Source organism: Amycolatopsis sp. NPDC000009 (assembly GCF_055563465.1).
Map to the genome: position 1 here is coordinate 366,036 of NZ_JBVHDI010000006.1, position 20,931 is coordinate 386,966.

The following is a 20,931-nucleotide window of genomic DNA, read 5'->3' on the forward strand; positions in this document are numbered from 1 at the left end:
GCAGATGTGCGGTATCGCAGGGGCCTACTTCTGGCCGGACGGGGGACCGCTACGGGATCGGCTCACCAAGACCCTCGCCCACCGGGGGCCCGACGGTTCGGGCAGGTACGACCACGGGGAAGTCCATTTAGGACACCGGCGGCTGTCGATCGTCGACCTGACCGAGACCGGCGCGCAGCCGATGGTCTCCGGCGGGCTGGCGCTGACCTACAACGGCGAGCTGTACAACGCGCCGGAGCTGCGGAAGGAACTCGAAGCCACCGGTGTGCGCTTCCGAGGGACGTCCGACACCGAAGTCCTGCTGGAGGCCTGGCGCGCCTGGGGCACCGAGGGGCTGCACCGGTTGCGCGGGATGTTCGCGTTCGGGGTCTTCGACGAGCGTTCCGGCGAGCTGGTCCTGGTCCGCGATCAGCTGGGTATCAAGCCGCTCTTCCTGGTGCGCCGCGGCAAGGGTGTCGCGTTCGCGTCCGAGCTGAAGGCGCTCGCCGCCGAGCTGGGTGGCTCGCTGACCGTCGACGACACCGCGCTCGTCGCGTCCCTGCTCTACTACTGGGTCCCGGACGGCCGTTGCGCGTTCAAGGAGGCCGAGAAGCTGCCGCCGGGCAGCTGGGCGCGGTTCCGGCCGAACGGCGACGTCGAACGCGGCACCTTCTGGTCGCTGCGCCAGGTCGCCGAGGAAGGCGCCGCTCACGAGGGCGACTTCGACCTCAACGCCGTCATCGAGGACTCCACGCGGAAGCACCTGATCGCCGACGTGCCGGTCGCGACGTTCCTCTCCGGCGGGCTCGACTCCAGCTACCTGACCGCGCTCGCCGCGCGCGAGCGGCCGGGGATCTCCGCGTACACCATCGGTTTCCGGGCCGAGGACGCGAAGTTCGAGGCGATGCCGGACGACCTGATGTACGCGAAGAAGGTCGCCGCGAAGTTCGGCGTCGACCTGCACGAGATCGAGATCGCGCCCCAGGTGCTGGATCTGCTGCCGCGGATGACGTACCACCTCGACGAGCCGATCGGCGACCCGGCGGCGATCAACAGCTACCTGATCTGCACCGCCGCTCGCGAGGCGGGCGTCAAGGTGATGCTTTCGGGCATGGGCGCCGACGAGCTGTTCGCCGGGTACCGCAAGCATCTCGCGAACCAGCTCGCCGTCACCTACCAGCGTGTTCCCGGTCTCGTGCGGCGGCCGGTGGAGTCCCTTGTGGACAGACTGCCGGTGGCGACGTCGAAGCGCGGATTCCGGTCGGTCCGGTTCGCCAAGCGGTTCCTCTCGTTCGCGGAGCTGCCCGAGGAGACCGCCTTCCGGCGCAGCTACACGATGTACGACCAGGCCGAACTCGCCGGACTGCTGAACCCGGACCTCGCCGGCGCGGTGGACGACGTGCTCACCGAACACGCGGACACCTACCACGACACCGCGTTGTCGGACTTCGTGAACCGCATGTGCCTCGCCGATTCCCGGCTCTTCCTGCCGGGGCTCAACCTCGCCTACACCGACCGGTCCACCATGGCGGCGTCGGTCGAGGTGCGGACGCCGTTCGTCGACATCGAGGTCGTGAAGGCCGCGTTCCGGATCCCCGGAGACCGGAAGATCGTGAAGCGCCAAGGGAAGATGGCGCTGAAGGAAGCCGCGCTGTCGATCCTTCCCGCCGAGATCGTGCACCGGCCGAAGGGCTTGTTCAGCGCGCCGCTGCGGGCCTGGATGAGCCGCGACCTCGCGCCGCTGGTGCGCGAGGTGACGAACGAAGGCGAATTGGTGAAGGCCGGGTTCCTCCGTCGGGAGGCCCTGCAGAAGCTCGTCGACGAAGACGCGTCCGGGCAGCAGGACCGGTCCAAGCATCTCTGGCACATCCTGACCCTCGAGTACTGGTATCGCGGCGCCGTCACAGCTCGGTCCAGCGGGTCGTGAGTGGCGATTCGGGTTAGAACCCGAATCGCCACTCACGACCAACGGGACCCACGCCTGACCGCCACCCTGATCGCTGAGGAGCGACGTGAAGCAGGTAGTGCAGAACTACAAGAGCGGGGAGCTGGCGCTCCTCGACGTCGAAGTGCCCGCGTGCAAACCGGGGGGTGTGCTGGTCCGCACCGCCTATTCGCTGATCTCCACCGGCACCGAGATGATGAAGGTGTCCGAGGCGAGTCTTTCGCTGGTGGGCAAGGCGAAGGCGCGGCCGGATCAGGTCGCGAAGGTGATGCAGAGCGTCGCGACGAACGGCCTCGGCGCCACGTACCGCAAGGCGATGAACAAACTCGACTCGTACACGCCGCTGGGGTACTCGCTGTGCGGCGTCGTCGTGGAGGTCGGCGCGGGTATCGACGACGTCGCCGTCGGGGATCACGTGGCGTGCGCGGGGAACGAGCACGCGCTGCACGCGGAACTGAACTGGGTCCCCAAGAATCTCTACTCCAAGGTGCCCGACGGTGTCGACCCGCGGCACGCCGCGTTCGGCACGGTCGGTTCGATCGCGATGCAGGGGGTCCGCCAGGGCGAACCGCAGATCGGCGACATCGCGCTGGTCATCGGGCTCGGCCTGATCGGCCAGCTGGTCGTGCAGCTGCTGGTCGCCTCCGGGGTCCGCGTGGTCGGCGTCGACCCGGACCCGGCGCGCTGCGCGCTCGCCGAACGGCTGGGTGCCCTGAAATGCGGGGATCCCGGTTCCGGCGTCGTCGACACCGCGGTCGCCGAGATCAGCTCCGGGCACGGCGTCGACCAGGTGTACCTCGCCGCCGGCGGCAGCACGAACGAACCGGTGGAGCTGGCCGCGAAGCTGGCCCGCGACCGCGGCCGCGTGATCGACATCGGCAAGTGCTCGCTGAACCTGCCGTGGAACGCCTACTACGAGAAGGAACTCGACGTCCGGTTCTCCCGGTCGTACGGCCCCGGCCGCTACGACCCTGAGTACGAACTCGAAGGCCGCGACTACCCGATCGGCCAGGTCCGCTGGACCGAGCGCCGCAACCTCGAATGCGTCGTCGACCTGATGGGCAGCGGCCGTCTCGACGTCGAGCCGCTGATCTCGCACGTCTCGGCCTTCTCCGACGCCGTCGAGACCTATCGGCAGCTGAACGAAGGCGAGCTCAAGGCCGTCGCGGTGCTGTTCGAGTACGAGAAGCGTGCCGCCGCCACCACCGAGCCCGTCACCTCGGTCGCCCTCCCGGAGCCGGTGACTTCCCGCGCGGTGCCGAAGATCGACAGCCTGCGGATCGGCTTCATCGGCGCCGGCAACTACGCGTCCTCGATGCTTCTCCCGCATCTCGTGGAGATGGAGTACCTCGACCTCTTCGAAGTCGTCACCACGTCCGCGCTCTCGGGCGCGAACGCCAAGCGCAAGTTCGGCTTCGCCCGCGCCTCCACCGACGTCGACGCGATGCTCGAAGACGACTCGATCCACGCCGTGTTCATCGTGACCAGGCACAGCTCGCACGCCGAGCTGACCAGGCGTGCCCTGCTCGCGGGCAAGGCCGTCTTCGTCGAGAAGCCGCTCGCGCTGTCGGAGAAGGAACTGGAGATCGTGCTCGGCGCGATCGAGGAATCCGGCAACGACCGGCTGCAGGTCGGGTTCAACCGCCGGTTCGCCCCGCTGCTGAACGAGTCGGTGCGCCAGTTCGGCCCGCGGATCGGCCCGGCCTCCGTGCGGTACCTGGTCAACGCCGGTCAGCTCGACGCGAACAGCTGGTACAACCAGGCCGACAGCGAGGGTTCGCGGTTCGCGGGCGAGGGCGGCCACTTCATCGACACGGTCAGCTGGCTGCTGGGCTCCGACCCGGTCTCCGTGTACGCCACCGCGACGCCCGGGCACCAGGATCTCCAGATCCTGCTGCGCTACCCGGACGGCTCGACGGCGTCGATCGCGTACACCACCAGCGGTTCGTCGGCGTTTCCCAAGGAAACGATCGATCTCACCGCCGACGGCAAGGTGCTGAAGTTCGACGACTTCGCGCGCGCGTCGGTGTTCGGTCGCAAGAAGTGGGCCAGCTCGCGGATCCCCAAGGGCCGGGACAAGGGGCAGGCCGCCGAACTCGAAGCGTTCATCGAGGCGCTGAGCACCGGTGTCTCGATGCCGGTCTCGGTCGAGTCGCTCGTTTCGACGACGCTGGCCACGCTCGCGGTGAACCGCAGCCTGGAAACCGGGATGCCGGTCCGGATCGGACTCGGCTGATGGATCCCACTTGGTACCTCCGGAGACTGTCGCGGATGGGGCCCGCCGAGATCGCGGGCCGGGTCACCGACGTCGTGCGCAAACGCCAGTGGCGCGGGGTCGCGGGGGAGAAGCCGGCCTGGCTGCCGGATCGCCGGTTCGCGACAGGGCCCGGTGAAGACGTCCTCGCCGCCGTTTCGGTTGAGGCCGTGAAGGATCTGCTCGTCACCGCCGACCGGCTGATGGACGGGCGCGCCGAGTACTTCGGCGTCGAACGGGACGACCTCGTCGACCCGGACTGGTCGTACGACCCGAAGACCGGCCGCCGCGCACCGTCCGACGTGTACTCCTTCGACATCCCGTACCGGAGCGAGGACGCCGTCGGCGACATCAAGCAGATCTGGGAGCCGTCGCGGCACCAGCACCTCACCGTGCTGGCCGCCGCGTACGCCCTGACCGGCGAAGACCGGTACGCCGAACGTGTCGCCGCGCAACTGAAGTCGTGGTGGGCGGCCAACCCGCCGATGCGCGGGGTGCACTGGGTCAGCGGGATCGAACTCGGCATCCGGCTGCTGTCGTGGGTCTGGGTGCGGCGCCTGCTGGACGGTTGGGCGCAGGTGTCGTCGCTGTTCGAGGACAACCCCGTGGCGCTCGGCCAGATCTGGCACCACCAGCGCTGGCTGGCGGCGTTTCCGAGCCGGGGTTCTTCGGCGAACAACCACGTGATCGCCGAGGACGCGGGGCAGCTCGCCGCGGCCTGCGCGTTCGCCTGGTTCCCCGAGTCCTGCCAGTGGCGGGAAACGGCGATGGCGTCGCTCGACAAGATGCTGCGGCACAACACCTTCGAGTCCGGGCTCAACCGGGAACTCGCCACGGAATACCACGGGCTCGTCCTGGAACTGGGGCTCGCCGGTGCGCTGGAGGCGAAGGCCGCCGGTGTCACGGTGCCCGAGTCGACCTGGCTCGTGCTGCTCCGGATGACCGACGCCTTGGCGTCCATTGTGGACAACAAGTTGCGCCCGCCGAGGCAGGGTGACGCCGACGACGGCTTCGGGTTGATCATTGATGGCGCTGTTGGTGGCGGCGCGAGCCGATGGGCGTCTCTGCTCGACACGGGATCCGTCCTTTTCGGACGGTTGGACTGGTGGCCGGAGACGCCGGGCGGGAACGTCCGCACCCAGCTCTTCTCCGCGCTGGCCAAGGACATCCGGGTCGACGCGCGGCGTCCGGTGCGGCGGCGGGACGACTTCGCCGACGCCGGGATGACCATCCTGCGCGACGGTGGGATCTGGTGCCGCTGTGACGGCGGGCCGCACGGCTTCCTGTCCATCGCCGCCCACGCGCACGCGGACGCGCTCTCGGTGGAGGTCCGGCACGACGGCGTCGACATCCTCGCCGACCCCGGGACCTACTGCTACCACGGCGAACCGGAGTGGCGGTCGTACTTCCGGTCCACGGCCGGGCACAACACGCTCGAACTCGCGCGTACCGACCAGTCCGTGTCCGGCGGCCCGTTCCTGTGGACGAAACACGCTGTCACCAAGGTGCTCGCGGCGGGCACGCCGTCACGCTGGAGCGCGGAACACGACGGTTACGCGCCGTCGATCCACCGCCGTTCGGTGGAGCTGGAAGGCGACGGGTTGCGGATTCTCGACGAGGTCCGCGGTGAGTCCCGGCCGTGCCGTCTCGCGTTCCACTTCGGCCCGGCCGTCGAGGTCGTCCTCACCGGGGCGACGGCGAAGTTGTCGTGGACGGCCGACGGCCGGGAACGGAGCGCTTCGATGGAACTCCCGTCGCAGCTCAGGTGGTCCGCGCACCGTGGTGAGACCACTCCACCGCTCGGCTGGTACTCGGCGGGATTCGGCCGCCGAGAGCCCGCGTGGACGCTGATCGGCGCCGGGACCGCCTCGACCGAAATGACCACCTTGCTCACCTTCGACCCCGAAGGACCTCCGTTGTGAAGTCCCGACCGCACCGCCTCCTGCCGATCCTGCTGACCGTGACGGCGCTGGCCGCCTGCACCCCGGACCCCGCCGACGAGGCGGGCGCACCGCCCGACCCCGGGCGAGCGCCGTCCAGTGGAGTGGCCCAGGTGTGCGGCAAACTCCCGCCGGGTCCGGCGTCGGCACCGGCGGGAGCGGTGACGGTGGATCCGGCCGTCGCGGGCGATCTCGTGGCGAAGACCAGGGCGAACGGCCCGGGGACGACGTTCTGGCTGGCGCCCGGCACCCACGGGCTCGGCGAAGACCGGTTCGATCAGGTCCAGCCGAAGGCGGGGAATGTCTACCTCGGCGCGCCGGACGCCGTTCTCGACGGCCGGAAGATCAACCAGTACGCCTTCTCCGGCAGTGCCGCCGACGTCAAGCTCCAGTACCTCACGGTGCGCGGATTCCAGGCCCCGCGCGACGAGGGCGTGGTCAACCACGACTCCGCTCCAGGCTGGATCATCGAGCACAACACGGTGCAGGACAACGAAGGCGCGGGCCTGATGGCGGGCGCGCGGCAGCAGGTGCGGGGGAACTGCCTGCGGAACAACGGGCAGTACGGGATCAACGCCTACGAGGGGCGGAACGGGATCACCGGGCTCGTCGTCGAAGGCAACGAGATCACCGGGAACAACACCGGTGACTGGGAGAAGAAGGTCGAAGGCTGCGGCTGCACCGGCGGCGTGAAGTTCTGGTCCGTCGACGGCGCCGACGTCCGCGGCAACTGGGTGCACGCCAACCGCGGCGTCGGGCTGTGGGCCGACACGAACAACAACGACTTCCTGATCGAGGGCAACGTCGTCGAGGGCAACGACAGCACCGGGATCATGTACGAGACCAGCTACAACGCCGTCATCCGCGGCAACACCCTCCGCCGCAACAACGGCGTGGACGGCAAGTCCTACATCGACCGCGGCGACAGCTTCCCGGTGGCGGCGATCTACATCTCCGAATCCGGCGGCGAGCCGAGGGTGAAGGCGCGGACGGACAAGGTCGAGATCGCCGGGAACGTCCTCGAGAACAACTGGAACGGCATCACGCTCTGGGAGAACTCGGACCGGTTCTGCAACAGCCCCGCCAACACCTCGTCCGGCGCGTGCACGCGGCTGGTGCCGGACCACGAGACCTGCGCCCGGCCGGCGATCGCGTCCGGCGCGCTGTTCGACGACTGCCGCTGGAAGACCCAGCGCGTCGAGATCCACCACAACCGGTTCGTCCTCGATCCGGCCGTCGCGGGCTGCGAGAACACCTGCGCGCGGATGGCCGTGCTCGCGAACTTCGGCACGTACCCGGACTGGTCGCCGTACCAGGGCGAAGTCGTGCAGCACGCGATCACCTTCGCCCAGGGCAACAAGTGGCGCGACAACGTTTACGTCGGGCCGTGGAACTTCGTCGCCTTCGAACCGAGCCGGAATCTGAGCATCGGAGAATGGCAAGGCGGCCCGTACAACCAGGACGCCGGATCGGCCTACAGCCGTCAAGGGGGAGGCTGACATGCGGCAGAGAGCCCGTTTCCCGCATCTGCCCCGGGGAGAACGCCCCTCGCAGTCGCCGGAAATGCCGAAGGCGGTCGCCCTCGTGTGGGCGCTGCTGATCCTGAACACGCTGGGCTCCACCGGCGCGACCACGGTCATCCCGATCCCGCGCTCGGTGATCCAACTGGTCACCATGGGTTCGCTCGTGCTGGCGTTCTGCATCGCGCTCGCGCTGAACGCCCGGCTCCGGATCCGGCCGAGCGCGTACCTGCTGCTGCTCAGCATCCTGGTGGTGCTCAGCCTGCTGGCGAGCCTGAACCTCGAAGTCGGGTATGGCGCGCTGTTCCGCTGCTTCCGGTTCGGCGTGTTCGTCAGCACGCTGTGGCTGCTGACCCGGTGGTGGGACGGGGGGATCCGGCTCGTGCGGTACCACATCCGGACGTACTCGGTGGTGCTGCTGACGGTCGTCGTCGGGCTGGCCGCGTCACCCGGGATCGCGCTGGCGGAGGAGTACGGCGGACGGCTGACCGGCACCATCTGGCCGCTGACCCCGCCGCAGGTCGGGCAGTACTCGGCGGTGGTCATCGGGCTCACACTGCTGCTCTGGCTCGGCGGTGAACTCGACCGGCTGAACGCGCTGATCGTCATCGTCCCCGCGATCGGCATCCTGCTGCTGACCCACACCCGCACCGCCACGCTCGGCCTGGTCGCGGGCGTGCTGATCGCGCTGCTGTCCCTCTGGATGTCCAGCGCGCGGGCCAGGAAGGTGTTCGCCGGGGTCGCGCTGATCGGCGCGGTGTCCGCCGTCGTCCTCGGTTCGCTGTTGCAGGCCTGGTTCCTGCGCGGTCAGAGCGCGGAGAACTTCTCCAGCCTCACCGGCCGCGCGAAGGTGTGGGACGCGCTGCTGTCCGACCCGCGCACCCTCGGCGAGTACGTGTTCGGTGTCGGGCTGACGAACAAGTCCTACATCGGCCTGCCCATCGACAACAGCTGGCTCGCGATCTACCACGAACAGGGCTACGTCGGGATCGCGATCGTCGCGGCGTTCATGCTGGTGCTGATCGTGGTCGCCGCGCTGCGGCCGCCGTCGCTGGCCAGGGCGTGCGCGATCTTCCTGATCACCTACTGTGTTTCGGCGTCCTACACCGAAGCTGGCCTCGGTGACGCGTCGCCGTACCTGCTGCACCTGGCGCTGGCGGCGTCGCTGCTGGTGCGGGTGCCTGTCACCGAGAAGAATTTCGTCCCGGCCAAGGAGCCTGCGTGAAGGTCCTCGTGGTCCACAACCGCTACCGGTCCGAGCAACCGAGCGGAGAGAACAACGTCGTCGACCAGGAGGTCGCGCTGCTCGCGGCCGCCGGGCACGACGTCGGCCTGTTCGAACGGCGCAGCGACGACATCTCCGCGATGTCGTTGCCGCGCAAGGCCGTCGTCCCGCTCCAGGTGCCGTGGAACCGGGCGGTGCGTGCCGACCTCGCCCGGCGGCTGGCCGAAGACCGGCCGGACGTCGTGCACGTCCACAACACGTTCCCGCTCCTGTCGCCGTCGGTGCTGGCGGCGTGCGCGGACGCGCGCGTTCCCGTCGTCGCGACCGTGCACAACTACACCCTGATCTGCCCGCCCGGCACCCTGTACCGCGACGGGGACGTGTGCACGGACTGCGTCGGCCGGACACCGGCGCCCGCGGTGCGGCACGGCTGCTATCGCGGGTCGGCGCTCGCGACCGTGCCGATGGCGGCGAGCCTGATGCTCAACCGGCGTCGCTGGTGGTCCGGGGTGTCCCGGTTCTTCTGCATTTCGAAGGCGCAGCGCGAGGTGCTCGTCGCCGCCGGGATGCCCGCCGGACGGCTGGGGGTGAAGTACAACTTCGTCGCCGATCCCGGCATCCGGCGCTCCGGTACCGGCGAGCACGTGCTGTTCCTCGGCCGGATCACCGCGGAGAAGGGAATCGGCCTGCTCATGACGGCCTGGGACCGGATCGCCGCGTCCGGCGGGCTCGGCATGCCGCTGGTCATCGCGGGCACCGGCCCGATGCAGGACGAGGTCGCCCGCTGGGCGGAAGGCCGCGACGACGTCCGCTACGAAGGACTGCGGAGCAAGGCGGAATGCGCCGAGCTGGTCACTCGCGCGGCCGTGGCCGTGGCGCCGTCGGAATGGCTGGAGACGTTCGGGCTGGTGGTCGTCGAGGCGATGGCCGCCGGGGTCCCGACCGTCGCCGCCGCGCACGGCGCTTTCCGGGAACTGGTCGAAGACGGCGTGACCGGGCTGCTGCACGAACCCGGCGACGCCGAGTCGCTGGCGCGGCGGCTGCGGGAGATCGTCGGCGATCCCGGCCGGAACCTCGAATTCGGCAGGGCGGCGCGGCTGGTCTACGAGCAGGAATTCACCCCCGCGGTCGGGTTGGAGCGGCTGATCGGCGGCTACCGGGACGCGATCGGGCGGGTGGCCGCGGAGTGAAACCGGCCCTGCCGCCGGTGCTCCGCCCGGCCGCGTTCGTCCTGGCCGGGGCCGGCGGGCTCGGCGCACTGGTGCTGGGTCTGGTCTACGCCGGGACCTCCGGGCCGACCGGGCCGGACGCGACACTGGTGAACGCGCTCGCCTGGTCCGGCGATCCCTGGTGGACGATCGCGACCGTGATCGACTTCGTCGGCGAGCCCGTCGGCGCCATCGTCACCATGGTCGTGTTCCTCGGCTGGTGCCGGTATTCGCGGCGGCCACGCACCGCCGTCACCGGGGTGGTGGCCGCGGTGGTCACCGTCGGCCTGACGAGTGGGCTGAAACCGCTCACCGGCCGGTACATCCACGGTGAATTCCTGTCGTATCCCAGCGGGCACACGGGTTTCGCCACCGCGTTGACCCTCACCGCCGCGCTGGGCGTGCTCGGCGGGCTTCGGCGCTTCCCGGCGTCGGTGCTGCTGGTCGTCGCGGTTTTCGTCGCCGGGGCCGCGATGGGCTGGGCCCAGGTAACGATGGGCGCGCACTACCCGACTGACACGCTGGGCGGCCTCGGTGTGGCGCTCGCGGTGGTTCCGGCGACCGCGCTGCTCACCGACAAAGGGGCGACCCGGCGAACGCCGTGAACGGAATTCCTCCGCACAGCGAAAGGAACGGTTCCCATGCCCCTCATCGATGCCGCCAAGAAGATCGCCGCGCGGGCCGAAGACCTCGGCCAGCGCGCGCTGGCGACGGTCGGCGCCAAGCAGTCCGAGTCCGCCATCTCGGCCGACGCGCAGGGCTATTGGAACTCGCCGGACGAGAAGAGATGGAAGGACAATTCGCACTGGCGCGAGTCCGACACCTTCGACGGCAACGACCTCTGGTCCGAAATCGGGAAGCGGCACCTCGACATGTTCGAAGGCGGGGCCCGGTTGGCGGGCTTCGACCGGCCGTGGAACCGCGTCGTCGAATGGGGCTGCGGCGGCGGCGCGAACGCCATCCATTTCGCCCCGCGCGCCCAGGAATTCATCGGCGTCGACATCTCCGCCGAGACACTCGCCGAATGCGAGAAGCAGGTTTCCGGCGTCTGTGACACCTCGTTCCAGGCCGTGGAGATCGACGTCGCGAATCCGGAAGCCGCGCTCCCTCTGGTGAAGGAACCCTGCGACGTCTACGTGAGCTTCTACGTTTTCGAGCTGATCCCGACGCCGGAATACGGCGAACGCCTGCTCCGCATCGCGCGGGAACTGCTCGTCCCCGGCGGGCTCGCGCTGATCCAGGTCAAGTACGACCCCGGCACGTGGCGGACCAGGCCGCGCCGTCGTTCGTACCGCTCGGGGCTGGCGGCGATGACGACCTACCGCGTCGATGCCTTCTGGCAACTGGCGGAGCGGTGCGGGTTCACGCCCCAGGCGATCCAGCTGGTACCGAAGAACGAACTGGACGAGCGATACGCCTACTTCTTCCTGACGAAGCCCTGACGTCCGCATTCAGCCGACTAATTGCGTGACCGAAAACCTAACTCGCGTGATCAGACGGACGACACATGTGTCCAGACGGACGACACATGTGTCCAGACGGACGACACGCGTGTCGTCCGCCCAATCACGCGTGTCGTCCATCGGATCACGCGTGTCGTCCGTTCAAGCACGTGAGTTGCGGCTTCAAGCACGTGAGTTACGCCTTCAAGCACGTGAGTGCGGCGTCTGATCACGCGAGTCGCGCATCAGGTCACCGGGCCGGGCAGCCGCCGGCACCGTCGAAGGTGCTGCAGCGGTCCTGCCCGTAGGGAGCCGCCCGCCAAGCGGCCACGTCCAGCGACCGCGACGCGTCATGCGCCACGAACGACCAATGCCCGACGTAGGTGTTCGAGAACCACTCGTTGTCCTGATGGAACGTCACCGCCTCGGACACGACGTTCCCCTGGTACGGCGACCAGGACGGGTAAGTGCCGTAGTTCGACAGCACCGCCATGCGCCCGCACAGCCCGGTGCAGCCGGGCGCGCTGCGGAAGACGTTGTCGTGCACGTTGACCCGCTGGGTCTTCCATCGGCAGTCGTCGTACGCGGGTTGCCGCGCGATCGTTTCGGGCGCGCAGTCCGACGGCGAGGCGACGACCCGGGTGCAGGTCCCGGTCGAGGTGTTCGAGGGGCTGTTGCAGAACCGGTCGGCGTTCTCCCACAGGGTCAGGCCGCCCCAGTTGTCCTCGAACACGTTCTCCGCGATCTCGATCATGTCGGTCCGTGCCCGGATCCGCGGCTCCCCGCCGGATTCGCTCAGATACACCGCGCCGATCGGGAAGTTGTTGCCCCGCGCGGCGAAATCGCGCCCCAGCACCAGGGCGTTGCGGCGGAAGGTGTTACCGCGGATGATCAGGTTGTAGCTGATCTCGTAGAACAGCGCCTCGGCGTCGTTGTCCTCGATCAGGTTGTCCTCGATGACGAAGTCGTTGTTGTTCGTATCCGCCCAGAGCCCGGCGCCGTGGTTGTGGTGCACCCAGTTTCCCCGGATGTCCGCCCCATCGACGGCCCAGAACTTCGCCCCGCCGCTGCATCCGCAGCCGGGCACCTTCTTCTCCCAGTCGTCGGTGTTGTTCCCGGCGATCTCGTTGCCCTCCACCACGAGCCCGGTGATGCCGCCGCCCGCGCGGTAGGCGTTGATCGCGTACTGCCCGTTGTTCCGCAGGCAGTTCCCGAGCACCTCCTGCCGCGGCCCGGCCATCATCGCGGCGCCGCGGTTGTCCTCGATGACGTTGCCCTCGATCACCCAGTGTTCGCCGGAATCGTGGTTCACCACGCCCTGGTCCTGCGGCGCCGCGAAACCGCGGATCGTCAGGCCGCGGATCACGACGTCCTTGGCGTGCTGGGTGAACGCCGCCCGGTTGATCCCGCGGCCGTCCAGCACCGCGCCGGTCCCGCCGAGGTAGACGTTGCCGTCCTTCGGGATCACCTGGCCGTACGGGTCGTCGGCGAGGGTATGCCTTCCGCCCGGAAGCCAGAACGTCGTGCCCGGCGGGTGTTCCGACGTCTTGGCCGACAACGGGACACCGGGCTCGACGACGACGGCGTGCTCCGGCTTCGGGGTACTCGCCGGGCCGGACGCGCAGACGGCCGACACCTCGGTCGCCGCCGCCACGGCGGTGAAGGAGCCGGCCGTCAGGACCACCGACAGCGCGAACGCCGTCGTTCTCGCCCAATTCATACGATTCAAGGTAAGTCACCGCGCACCGCGGAGGAGGGACACGAACGAGTGGTCCTCAGACGTACTTGCGGAATACCGGTTTCACCGGACGGCCGCCCGTCCACGGCGCCGGGTCCTGGAATTCGAGGGCCTTCCGGTACGTGGTGCAGGCCCGCGCGACGACGTCGATCGTCTTGTCGATGTCGGCCTCGGTCAGCCCGGCGCTGACCACGAACGAGGGCCCGATCACGCCGCCGGTGATCAGTTCCCGCAGGAACAGCGTCCGGTACGGCTGCGACGGCTCGCCCTTGTCGTCGAGCGTGGCGAAGACCAGGTTGCTGGCCCTGCCGCGCACGAGCACGTGGTCACCGACGCCGGCGCTCGCGGCGACCTCGCGGACGCCCGTCGCGAGCCGGTCGCCCAGTGCGTGCAGCCGCGCGGTGATCCCCTCTTCGGCGTAGGTGTCGAAGACGGCGATCGCCGCGGCGAGGGAATGCGTCTCGGCGCCGTGCGTGGTCGAAAGCAGGAAGACCCGTTCACGGTGATCGCGCAGCCCACCGAGCTCCATGTACTCCCGCTTGCCCGCCAGCGCCGACACCGCGAAACCGTTCCCCAGCGCCTTGCCGAACGCCGAGAGATCCGGCGTGACGCCGTACAGCCCCTGCGCTCCAGCGTCCGACCAGCGGAAACCGGTGATCATCTCGTCGAACACCAGCAGACAGCCGTACCGGTCGCACAGGTCTCGCAGCCCGGCGAGATACCCCGGGGGCGGCTCCTGCTGGTTCGCGGGTTCCAAGACGAGGCAGGCGACCTCGTGCGTCCGCAGCAGCTCTTCCGCGGCCGCGAGATCGCCGTAGGGGAAGGAAACCGTCAGTTCTGTCGTCTCGCCGGGGATCCCGGCGGCCATCGGTGTGGTCCCGATGAACCAGTCGTCGGTGGAGAAGAACGCGTGATCGCGGCAGATCGCCACCAGCGTCCGTCCGGTCGCCGCCCGCGCCAGGCGGATGGCGGCCGTGGTCGCGTCCGAGCCGTTCTTCGCGAACTTCACCATCTCCGCGGTCGGCACGGCGGCGAGGAACCGCTCCGCGGCTTCGGCCTCGATGATGGACGGCCGGACGAAGTTGCCGCCCTTCTCGATTTCGGTTCGGACGGCCTCCAGCACCCGCGGGTGCGCGTGCCCGAGGCTGACCGCGCGAAGCCCCGAGCCGTATTCGATGTATTCGTTGCCGTCGACGTCCCACACGTGGCCGGCGAGGCCGCGCGCGATGACCGGCGAGTAGTCGTCGGGGTACTGGTCCTGGCCCTTGGCGTAGGTGTGCGCGCCACCGGGGATCGCCTGGTGCAGTCGTTCGTTCGCCTGGTCGGAGCGTGGCAAGGGGCGGTTCACGGGATCACCTCGTGGTCGTCAGTGCGGCGGCTAGAGGGGGAGCGTGAGCGTCACGTTCGGACACCGCGCTGACCGGGAGCGGCCACGGGATGGCCAGTTCGGGATCGGCGTACGAGATCGCGATGTCCTCGGCCGGATCGTGCGGCCGGTCGATGCGGTAGGAGATGTCGGCGGGGTCGGTGAGCGCCTGGAACCCGTGCGCGCAGCCCGCCGGGATGTACAGGGAGACCTGGGTCTCCCCGGACAGTTCGAACCATTTCACGGTGCGGAAGGTGGGGGAGTGCGGCCGCAGGTCCACGATGACGTCGAAGATGGCCCCGGACGAGCAGCGGACCAGCTTGGCCTCGCCGCGTCCGCCGCGCAGATGCATCCCGCGCACGACTCCCTTGCGCGACCGCGAAAGGGAGTCCTGTGCGAAGCCGCCGGGGTCGATGCCGACCGACGCGACGACCTCGCTGTCGAAGGTGCGGCTGAAGAACCCGCGCTCGTCGGCGAACGGTGTCGGCGTGAAGAGGTAGGCGCCTTCGATTTCGGGAACCGGTTCGACCTTCATCGGATCTCCTCGGGCGTACGGAACAGCGTCTTGTCGAGAACGTCGTACTGCTTCTCCAGCAGTTTCCCCTTGGCGGCGCTGCGGTCTCGCAGGCGCTGCCAGAACTCCTCGGGTTTGGCCTCGAGTTCGGCGAGCTGCCGGACGAGCAGGTCGACGTCGACGGCACGGGCGGACTGGCAGTACTCCGCCAGCCCCATGTTCGCCATGATGCTGTCCATCTTCTGCGAATAACTGATCGAGATCGTCGGCTTCGCGAGCTTCAGCGAGCACAGGACGTTGTGGTAGCGCGTCCCGACGACGGCGCCGAGCGCGGCGATCTCGGTGATGAGGTCGCCGAGCGTGGGCAGTTTCGCCGCCGTCACCCGGTTCGGTTCGAGGTCGGGCCGATGTTCGCGCAGATCGGCGAAGATCTCCTCGACGACGGGGTCGTCGATCTCGTCGCCGGTGAGCAGCCGGATCTCGCGCCCGTCGTCGACCAGCCTGCGCACGAACCGCTTCATCGCGTCCACATAGGACGAACGGATCTGCTCGCCGCGGCGCCGGTCGTCGTTGCCCCCGTGGAATTCCATGACGCCGACCCCGACGACGTCCGACGGCCGCCCGGCGGGGATCGGCAGCGCGAACGCGAGGTCCGGGTAGAGGTCGTCCTTCGCGGTGTCGAGACCCATCTCGCGCCAGGCGTCGCGGGACAGCTCGTCGCGGAAGGACCGGTAATGCGCGGAGCGGGCGGCGATCCGGTAGAGCCGCCGCGTGGTCCGCTGGCGGATGACGTTCGAGCCGACGTTGAGCAGCGCGACCTTGGTCCCCCAGAGCCTGCCCGACACCCCCAGCAGTGCCATCGCGTACGGGAAACCCCAGGGCCGCAAGGGAAGCGTTGTTTCGAGGACGCCGGCGCCGGGCACGATCACCACGTCGCACCGCCGGGTCCAGGAGAGGATCTTGAGCGTGTCCGCGACCTTGCCGACGACCTTCAGCAGGGGCGCGAGGAATCCCGCCGCGTCGCGGTTGCGCGAGTAGTACCAGAGCAGCGACTCCGCTTTGACGCCGTATCGCGCCTCGACCAGTTCCGGTCCGGAGCAGAGGCAGCTGAGTTCCGCCTCGGGATGTCGCTGCCGCACGTACGCGAGTACGACTTCGAGTGATCCGTCATTGCCGATGTTCCCTGCCCCCAGCAGACCGAAGAAGCCGACCCGGGGATGTCTTCGCTTTCTCGCTCCGGAGCGAGAGGTCACGACGTCCTCCTCTGCCGTCCAGGGACCACGGCGTCGATGTTCATTCCGTCGATTTCGGGTTCGGCGTCCTCGGCGCGGTCCTCGTTCCGGCCGCGGGACCGGTCGGCCAGCCAGGACGCGAGGTGCCGGTAGCACTCCCGCCGGTCCGCCGAGGAGAGCGGCGCCCGGCGGATACCGCCGATGAAGCCGCCGATGTACTCGCCGATCAGCCGTGGCATCGGGTTCCGCACCGGGTCGGCGCGCCGCGGGTCGAGGTTCGAGCAGCGCTTCCGGATGCTGGGGTTCGCCCGCTCGGCGCGGCCGGGATGGTCGCGGCGGAAGTATTGCACCTCGGGCACCTGGTGGAACGGGCCGTGGAGGCTCAGTTCGGCCACATAGGTGCGGTCGGCGTGGTGGTAGCTGTCGAGCGGTTTGACCCGGCGGAGCACGTTCGTGCGCATCACGCCGTAGAAGTCGTCGCCGCCGGTCTCGAACAACAGGCTGCGGAACCGTGCCGGCGCGTGCGGCGAGTCCGTGGCCAGTGGATATTCGAGTTTGTGGGTCACCGCGCCGTGGTCGTCGATAATGGCCTGCCAGCTGTGGGCGACGATCATGTCCGGCCGCTCGTCGAGCGCCTCGATACACAGTTTCAGCAGGTCACGGCCATAGAGATCGTCATGCGACGCCCATTTGAACAGCTCGCCGCGGGCTTCGTCGAGGACCCGGTTGTGGTTCGGGGACGCGCCGACGTTCTTCGGCAGCCGCAGATACCGGATCCGGGCGTCGCGGCGCTCGTAGTCCCGGCAGATCTCTTCCGTGCCGTCCGTCGAAGCGTTGTCCGAAATGACCAGCTCGAAGTCGTCGTAACTCTGGCCCAGCAGGGCGTCGAGCGATTCGGACAGGTACTCCTCGCCGTTGTAGACGGGCAGACCGATGCTGAGCCGCGGAATCCGGTTCATACCATTCCCACCTCTTCGTCGTTGATGCGTGGCGCGGCCGGCCGGTACTCGCGATACGCGGCGCGGAGCTGGTACCACCACATCGCGGCGCCCAGCCAGACCGAGAGCATCGAGCCCCACGCGGCACCTTCGGCGCCGTCGACGTAGGCGCCGACGATCCCGAAGACCACGTAGCCCACCGAAGCGACCAGCTGGGCACGGAGGCTGCGTTTGGCGTTGCCGAGGGCACGCAACCCGGCGGCCGCGCCCGCGGTGAAGCCCGCGGCGGTGACCGACAGGGTGACCGGCAGGATCAGCGGCTCAGCCGCGTCCCACACCGAGCCCATGATCCAGCGCCCGACGTCGTGCGGCACCAGGATCAGCAACCCGAGTCCCCACAACAAGGCCGCCCCCGCCTGGCCGCCGCCGAGCACCACGCAGAAATGCTTCAGCCGGTGCGGGGCGCGCTGCAGGACGCGGGCGCCTTCGGCCACCGTCGTGAGCGAAAGGCCCATCAGCAGGGCGAGGAATGGCCCGAGCAGCTGCTCGGCACCGCGGACCGCGCCGACCGCCGTGATCCCCGCGATGGCCCCGAGCCCGTAGGCGCGCAGCTGCGACGAGCCGGCGTTGCTGACGTTTTCGATCAGGTAGCGCACGCTCAGGTCGCGCTGCTCCTTCACCCAGCCCGTCATCTCCGAGAGCCTCGGCACGATGCCGGTCTGGAACATCCCGTAGACCGCCGCGACCGCGCCGGCCAAGCCCCAGGCCAGCACGAAGGCGACCACGGTGCCGAAATGCGAGGCGATGCCCAGTGCCGGGATCAGCACGACACCCCACACCGTGTCGTTGACGAAGGCCTTCTTGCCGTCGCCCTTGGCGAACAGCGCGAACCGCCACGCGTCCTGCAGCATCAGCCCGGGGAGTACGACGCCGAGCGCGACGAACACCCCGCCCAGCGGCTGCACGGCGAGGAAGCCGACGAGCACGCTGATCAGGCCGGTCGCCAGGCCGACCCCGATCGCCGTCCCCGCCGCCCTCGACACCGCCCGGCGCCAGGCTTCTTCCGACACCGCCGAGAAACGCACCATCATCGGGTCGGTGGCCAGGCCACGCGAGAGGTTGAGCACCACGCCGTAGGTCACCCACGCGAGGCTGAACATGCCGAAGGCGAAGGTGCCGAGCGAGCGCGCGACGAACAGCCCGACCGCGAAATTGGTCAGGCTCGAAACGGCCTGGTCGCCGAGGCCCCAGCTGAGCCTGCCCGCCATGGCGCGTACGGCCCCGGAGGCCAGTGTCGCCCGATGTCTCCCGCCTGCCACCGGCGTCACTCCTTCAGCAATCCGGCGCCCTGCAGCGCGTGAGCGGCGGCGACGACGGAATCGAAAGGGAGACCGGATCGCTGGGCGACATCGAGCAGGCTGTGCTCGCCGTCCGAAAGGTTGAGCACCCAGAGCATCGCCATCTGGGCCGCCTTGGCGTCACTGCGGCCGCCGAGGGAGTCGTAGAGCCCGCGTTTGCCGAGCTGCGGCTCGCCGTACGGGCTCAGGTTGACGTAGCGGCGGTTCCGGTCCAGCACGGAGAACGCCTCGCCCAAGGTCGCGAGGGTGTCCTCCATCGCCTCGGTGGACACGAAATCCAGGTTGTCCGCCGAGGTGTGGTACTCGGGATAGCCGGCGTACGGCGTCCTGGTCAGCGAGCCGACGCCGAGGTTGAACCCGGGCGAGCAGAACTGCCGTTCGTCGTAGCCGTACGGCGAGAAGTCCAGGACCTTGTGCGGTTTCCCGGCGAGGACGAATTCGAGCACCTTGTCGATCTCGGCGTCCCCGCGGCGGCTTCGCTTGTAGGTCAGCGATCCGGGGTCGCCCGCGCAGGCGAGCACGATCCCGGCCCTGACCTTGCCGAGCCGTTCGGTGTTGCGCGCGAGCCAGGTGATCGCGCCGATCGTGCCCGGCATGAAGAGGAACCGGTACGTGAAGTGCGGTTTCCCCGCGGCCAGCCGCTGCGCGAGCGCCGCGGCGACGGCGATCCCCGCGAGGTTGTCGTTGGCCAGCGACGGATGGCAGGTGTGGCACGACACCAGCACCTCGTCGGTGACCTCGCCGGGGACCACGTGCTCGGCGTAGGTCAGCTGCCCGTCGTCCAAAGTGGACTCGATCCGGACCTCGTAGTCGCCTTCCGGCAACGCGTCGAGAGTGTCCTGCGCCAGGCAGAAACCCCACGTCGGCGCGTAGTAACTCGTGCGGTACGGCACGAGAGACGGCTGCTCGGGCAGCGTGTGGAGATGCTCGCGCAGCTCAGCCAGCGGCAACTTCTGGTGCACGGGCACGCTGTAGCCGACGACGTGCAGGTTCGACTCCCGGAAGTCGACGACCTTTCGCCCGGCCGGGTCCTTCACCCAGGCGTCACGGATGTTCCACTCCTGGGGAACGGTCCAGTCGAGCACCTGGGTCCCGGTCGGCACCTCGTGGACGTCGAGCGGGATGTACTCGCCGAGGATCCCCAGCGTGGCGCGGACGCCGTCGCCGGTGATGCTGCGGCAGAGCGGATACAGGCGCTCGACCAGCTCCCGCAGGCCGGCGCCCGTCTCCAGGTGTTTGCGCGTCATCACCGTCGCCGCAGGGTTTCGTCGATCTCGCCCGCGGCGGTCCGCGCGTTGAGCGTGGCCAGCCTGGTGAAGGTGTTCGTGAAGTCGTGCCCGGTCAGGCCATGCGTGCGGTAGGCGTAGATCAGGTCGAGCGCGCCGTCCTTGACCGACCAGTCGCATTCGAAACCGGGGATCGCCTCGCGGAAGCGGGAGAAGTCGACGCGGTAGGAACGCGGATCGCCCGCGGACTCGCCGGTGATCCGCAGTTTCGCGCTGGGGACCGCCTCGACGACCTGCTGCGCGATCTCGGCCACGGTCACGTTGTTGCGTTCGGTGCCGATGTTGAACGCCCTGTCGTGGACGGCGTCCTTGGGGGCGACCAGCGCGGCCTCGAAGGCGCGCGCGATGTCCTTGGCGTGCACCAGCGGCCGCCACGGCGTCCCGTCCGACAACACCAGGATCTCGCCCGAGACGTGGGCGTGGGCGGTGAGGTTGTTCAGCACGATGTCCGACCGCAGCCGCGGCGAGAAGCCGAACGCGGTGGCGTTGCGCATGTACACCGGGGTGAAATCGTCGTCGGCGAGTTCGTGGAGGTCGTCCTCGACCCGCACCTTCGACTCGGCATACGGCGTCACCGGGCGCAGCGGCGCGTCCTCGTCGACCAGCCCGTCGCCGCCCGAAGCGCCGTAGACCGAGCACGTCGAGGCGTAGAGGAACCGCTTGACTCCGGCGTCCTTCGCCAGCTTCGCGAGCTTGACGGAAGCGTGGTGATTGATGTCGTAGGTGAGCTCCGGCGCCAGCGATCCCAGCGGGTCGTTGGACAGCGCGGCGAGGTGGATCACCGCGTCCACCCCGGTCACGTGCTCGGCCGTGACGTCGCGGAGGTCGACTTCGTAGCCCTTGGGATCGTCGGGCTTCGGGCCCAGCACGCAGGTGTCGAAGAGACCGGAGTCGAGGCCGACGACCTCGTGGCCCTCGGCGGCCAGCACCGGGGCCATCACCGTGCCCAGGTAACCCTTGTGCCCGGTCAGCAGCACACGCATGGC

16 protein-coding genes are annotated in these 20,931 nt (G+C 69.1%); 8 read left to right on the forward strand and 8 right to left on the reverse strand.

From position 1 onward, the window contains the following. The first annotated feature begins 4 nt into the window (after positions 1–4). The 8 genes from asnB (at position 5) to ACZ3HL_RS19830 (ending at position 11,513) form a co-directional block, all read left to right on the forward strand. A complete protein-coding gene (gene asnB, locus ACZ3HL_RS19795; RefSeq protein WP_465532690.1) occupies positions 5–1,906 on the forward strand; it encodes an asparagine synthase (glutamine-hydrolyzing) in 1,902 nt (633 codons plus the stop codon). Between the two features lie 85 nt (positions 1,907–1,991). Next, entirely contained in the window at positions 1,992–4,160 is a 2,169-nt protein-coding gene (locus ACZ3HL_RS19800; RefSeq protein WP_465532692.1) for a bi-domain-containing oxidoreductase, read from the forward strand. Next, the gene (locus ACZ3HL_RS19805; RefSeq protein WP_465532694.1) at positions 4,160–6,100 is read left to right on the forward strand and encodes a heparinase II/III family protein; all 1,941 of its coding nucleotides are present in this window, start codon (positions 4,160–4,162) and stop codon (positions 6,098–6,100) included. The genes ACZ3HL_RS19800 and ACZ3HL_RS19805 overlap by 1 nt, the downstream gene beginning before the upstream one ends. Next, positions 6,097–7,617, forward strand: coding sequence for a right-handed parallel beta-helix repeat-containing protein (locus ACZ3HL_RS19810; RefSeq protein ID WP_465532696.1), 1,521 nt, complete (start codon positions 6,097–6,099; stop codon positions 7,615–7,617). Before ACZ3HL_RS19805 ends, ACZ3HL_RS19810 begins: the two co-directional genes overlap by 4 nt. A 64-nt stretch (positions 7,618–7,681) precedes the next feature. Continuing rightward, positions 7,682–8,863, forward strand: a complete 1,182-nt coding sequence (locus tag ACZ3HL_RS19815) for an O-antigen ligase family protein (protein WP_465532793.1) — start codon at positions 7,682–7,684, stop codon at positions 8,861–8,863. Further along, on the forward strand, positions 8,860–10,053 hold the full coding sequence (locus tag ACZ3HL_RS19820) for a glycosyltransferase (RefSeq protein ID WP_465532698.1): 1,194 nt from the start codon (positions 8,860–8,862) through the stop codon (positions 10,051–10,053). Before ACZ3HL_RS19815 ends, ACZ3HL_RS19820 begins: the two co-directional genes overlap by 4 nt. Next, positions 10,050–10,676: a phosphatase PAP2 family protein gene (locus ACZ3HL_RS19825; RefSeq protein ID WP_465532700.1), complete on the forward strand. Its 627-nt coding sequence runs from the start codon at positions 10,050–10,052 to the stop codon at positions 10,674–10,676. The genes ACZ3HL_RS19820 and ACZ3HL_RS19825 overlap by 4 nt, the downstream gene beginning before the upstream one ends. A gap of 36 nt (positions 10,677–10,712) precedes the next feature. After that, the gene (locus tag ACZ3HL_RS19830) at positions 10,713–11,513 is read left to right on the forward strand and encodes a class I SAM-dependent methyltransferase (protein WP_465532702.1); all 801 of its coding nucleotides are present in this window, start codon (positions 10,713–10,715) and stop codon (positions 11,511–11,513) included. A gap of 250 nt (positions 11,514–11,763) precedes the next feature. On the opposite strand, the gene ACZ3HL_RS19835 is transcribed toward ACZ3HL_RS19830, so the two are convergent. The 8 genes from ACZ3HL_RS19835 to ACZ3HL_RS19870 are packed head-to-tail and all read right to left on the reverse strand — an operon-like array spanning position 11,764 to position 20,928. Next, positions 11,764–13,233 carry a right-handed parallel beta-helix repeat-containing protein gene (locus ACZ3HL_RS19835; protein WP_465532704.1) on the reverse strand — a complete coding sequence of 490 codons (1,470 nt, stop codon included), beginning with the start codon at positions 13,231–13,233 and terminating at the stop codon, positions 11,764–11,766. Between the two features lie 55 nt (positions 13,234–13,288). Then, positions 13,289–14,599 (reverse strand): glutamate-1-semialdehyde 2,1-aminomutase, encoded by a 1,311-nt coding sequence (locus ACZ3HL_RS19840; RefSeq protein ID WP_465532706.1) that lies wholly within the window; start codon positions 14,597–14,599, stop codon positions 13,289–13,291. A 4-nt stretch (positions 14,600–14,603) separates the two neighbouring features. After that, complete coding sequence (locus tag ACZ3HL_RS19845) at positions 14,604–15,152, reverse strand: dTDP-4-dehydrorhamnose 3,5-epimerase family protein (RefSeq protein ID WP_465532708.1); 549 nt, start codon at positions 15,150–15,152, stop codon at positions 14,604–14,606. Continuing rightward, positions 15,149–16,384 (reverse strand): polysaccharide pyruvyl transferase family protein, encoded by a 1,236-nt coding sequence (locus tag ACZ3HL_RS19850; RefSeq protein WP_465532710.1) that lies wholly within the window; start codon positions 16,382–16,384, stop codon positions 15,149–15,151. Before ACZ3HL_RS19850 ends, ACZ3HL_RS19845 begins: the two co-directional genes overlap by 4 nt. Beyond that, positions 16,381–17,322 (reverse strand): glycosyltransferase family 2 protein, encoded by a 942-nt coding sequence (locus ACZ3HL_RS19855; protein WP_465532712.1) that lies wholly within the window; start codon positions 17,320–17,322, stop codon positions 16,381–16,383. Before ACZ3HL_RS19855 ends, ACZ3HL_RS19850 begins: the two co-directional genes overlap by 4 nt. Continuing rightward, positions 17,319–18,569, reverse strand: coding sequence for a hypothetical protein (locus ACZ3HL_RS19860; protein WP_465532795.1), 1,251 nt, complete (start codon positions 18,567–18,569; stop codon positions 17,319–17,321). The genes ACZ3HL_RS19855 and ACZ3HL_RS19860 overlap by 4 nt, the downstream gene beginning before the upstream one ends. Before the next feature lie 56 nt (positions 18,570–18,625). Further along, on the reverse strand, positions 18,626–19,906 hold the full coding sequence (locus ACZ3HL_RS19865; RefSeq protein ID WP_465532714.1) for a DUF4910 domain-containing protein: 1,281 nt from the start codon (positions 19,904–19,906) through the stop codon (positions 18,626–18,628). Further along, positions 19,906–20,928: an NAD-dependent epimerase/dehydratase family protein gene (locus ACZ3HL_RS19870; protein ID WP_465532716.1), complete on the reverse strand. Its 1,023-nt coding sequence runs from the start codon at positions 20,926–20,928 to the stop codon at positions 19,906–19,908. The genes ACZ3HL_RS19865 and ACZ3HL_RS19870 overlap by 1 nt, the downstream gene beginning before the upstream one ends. Positions 20,929–20,931: the final 3 nt, after the last annotated feature.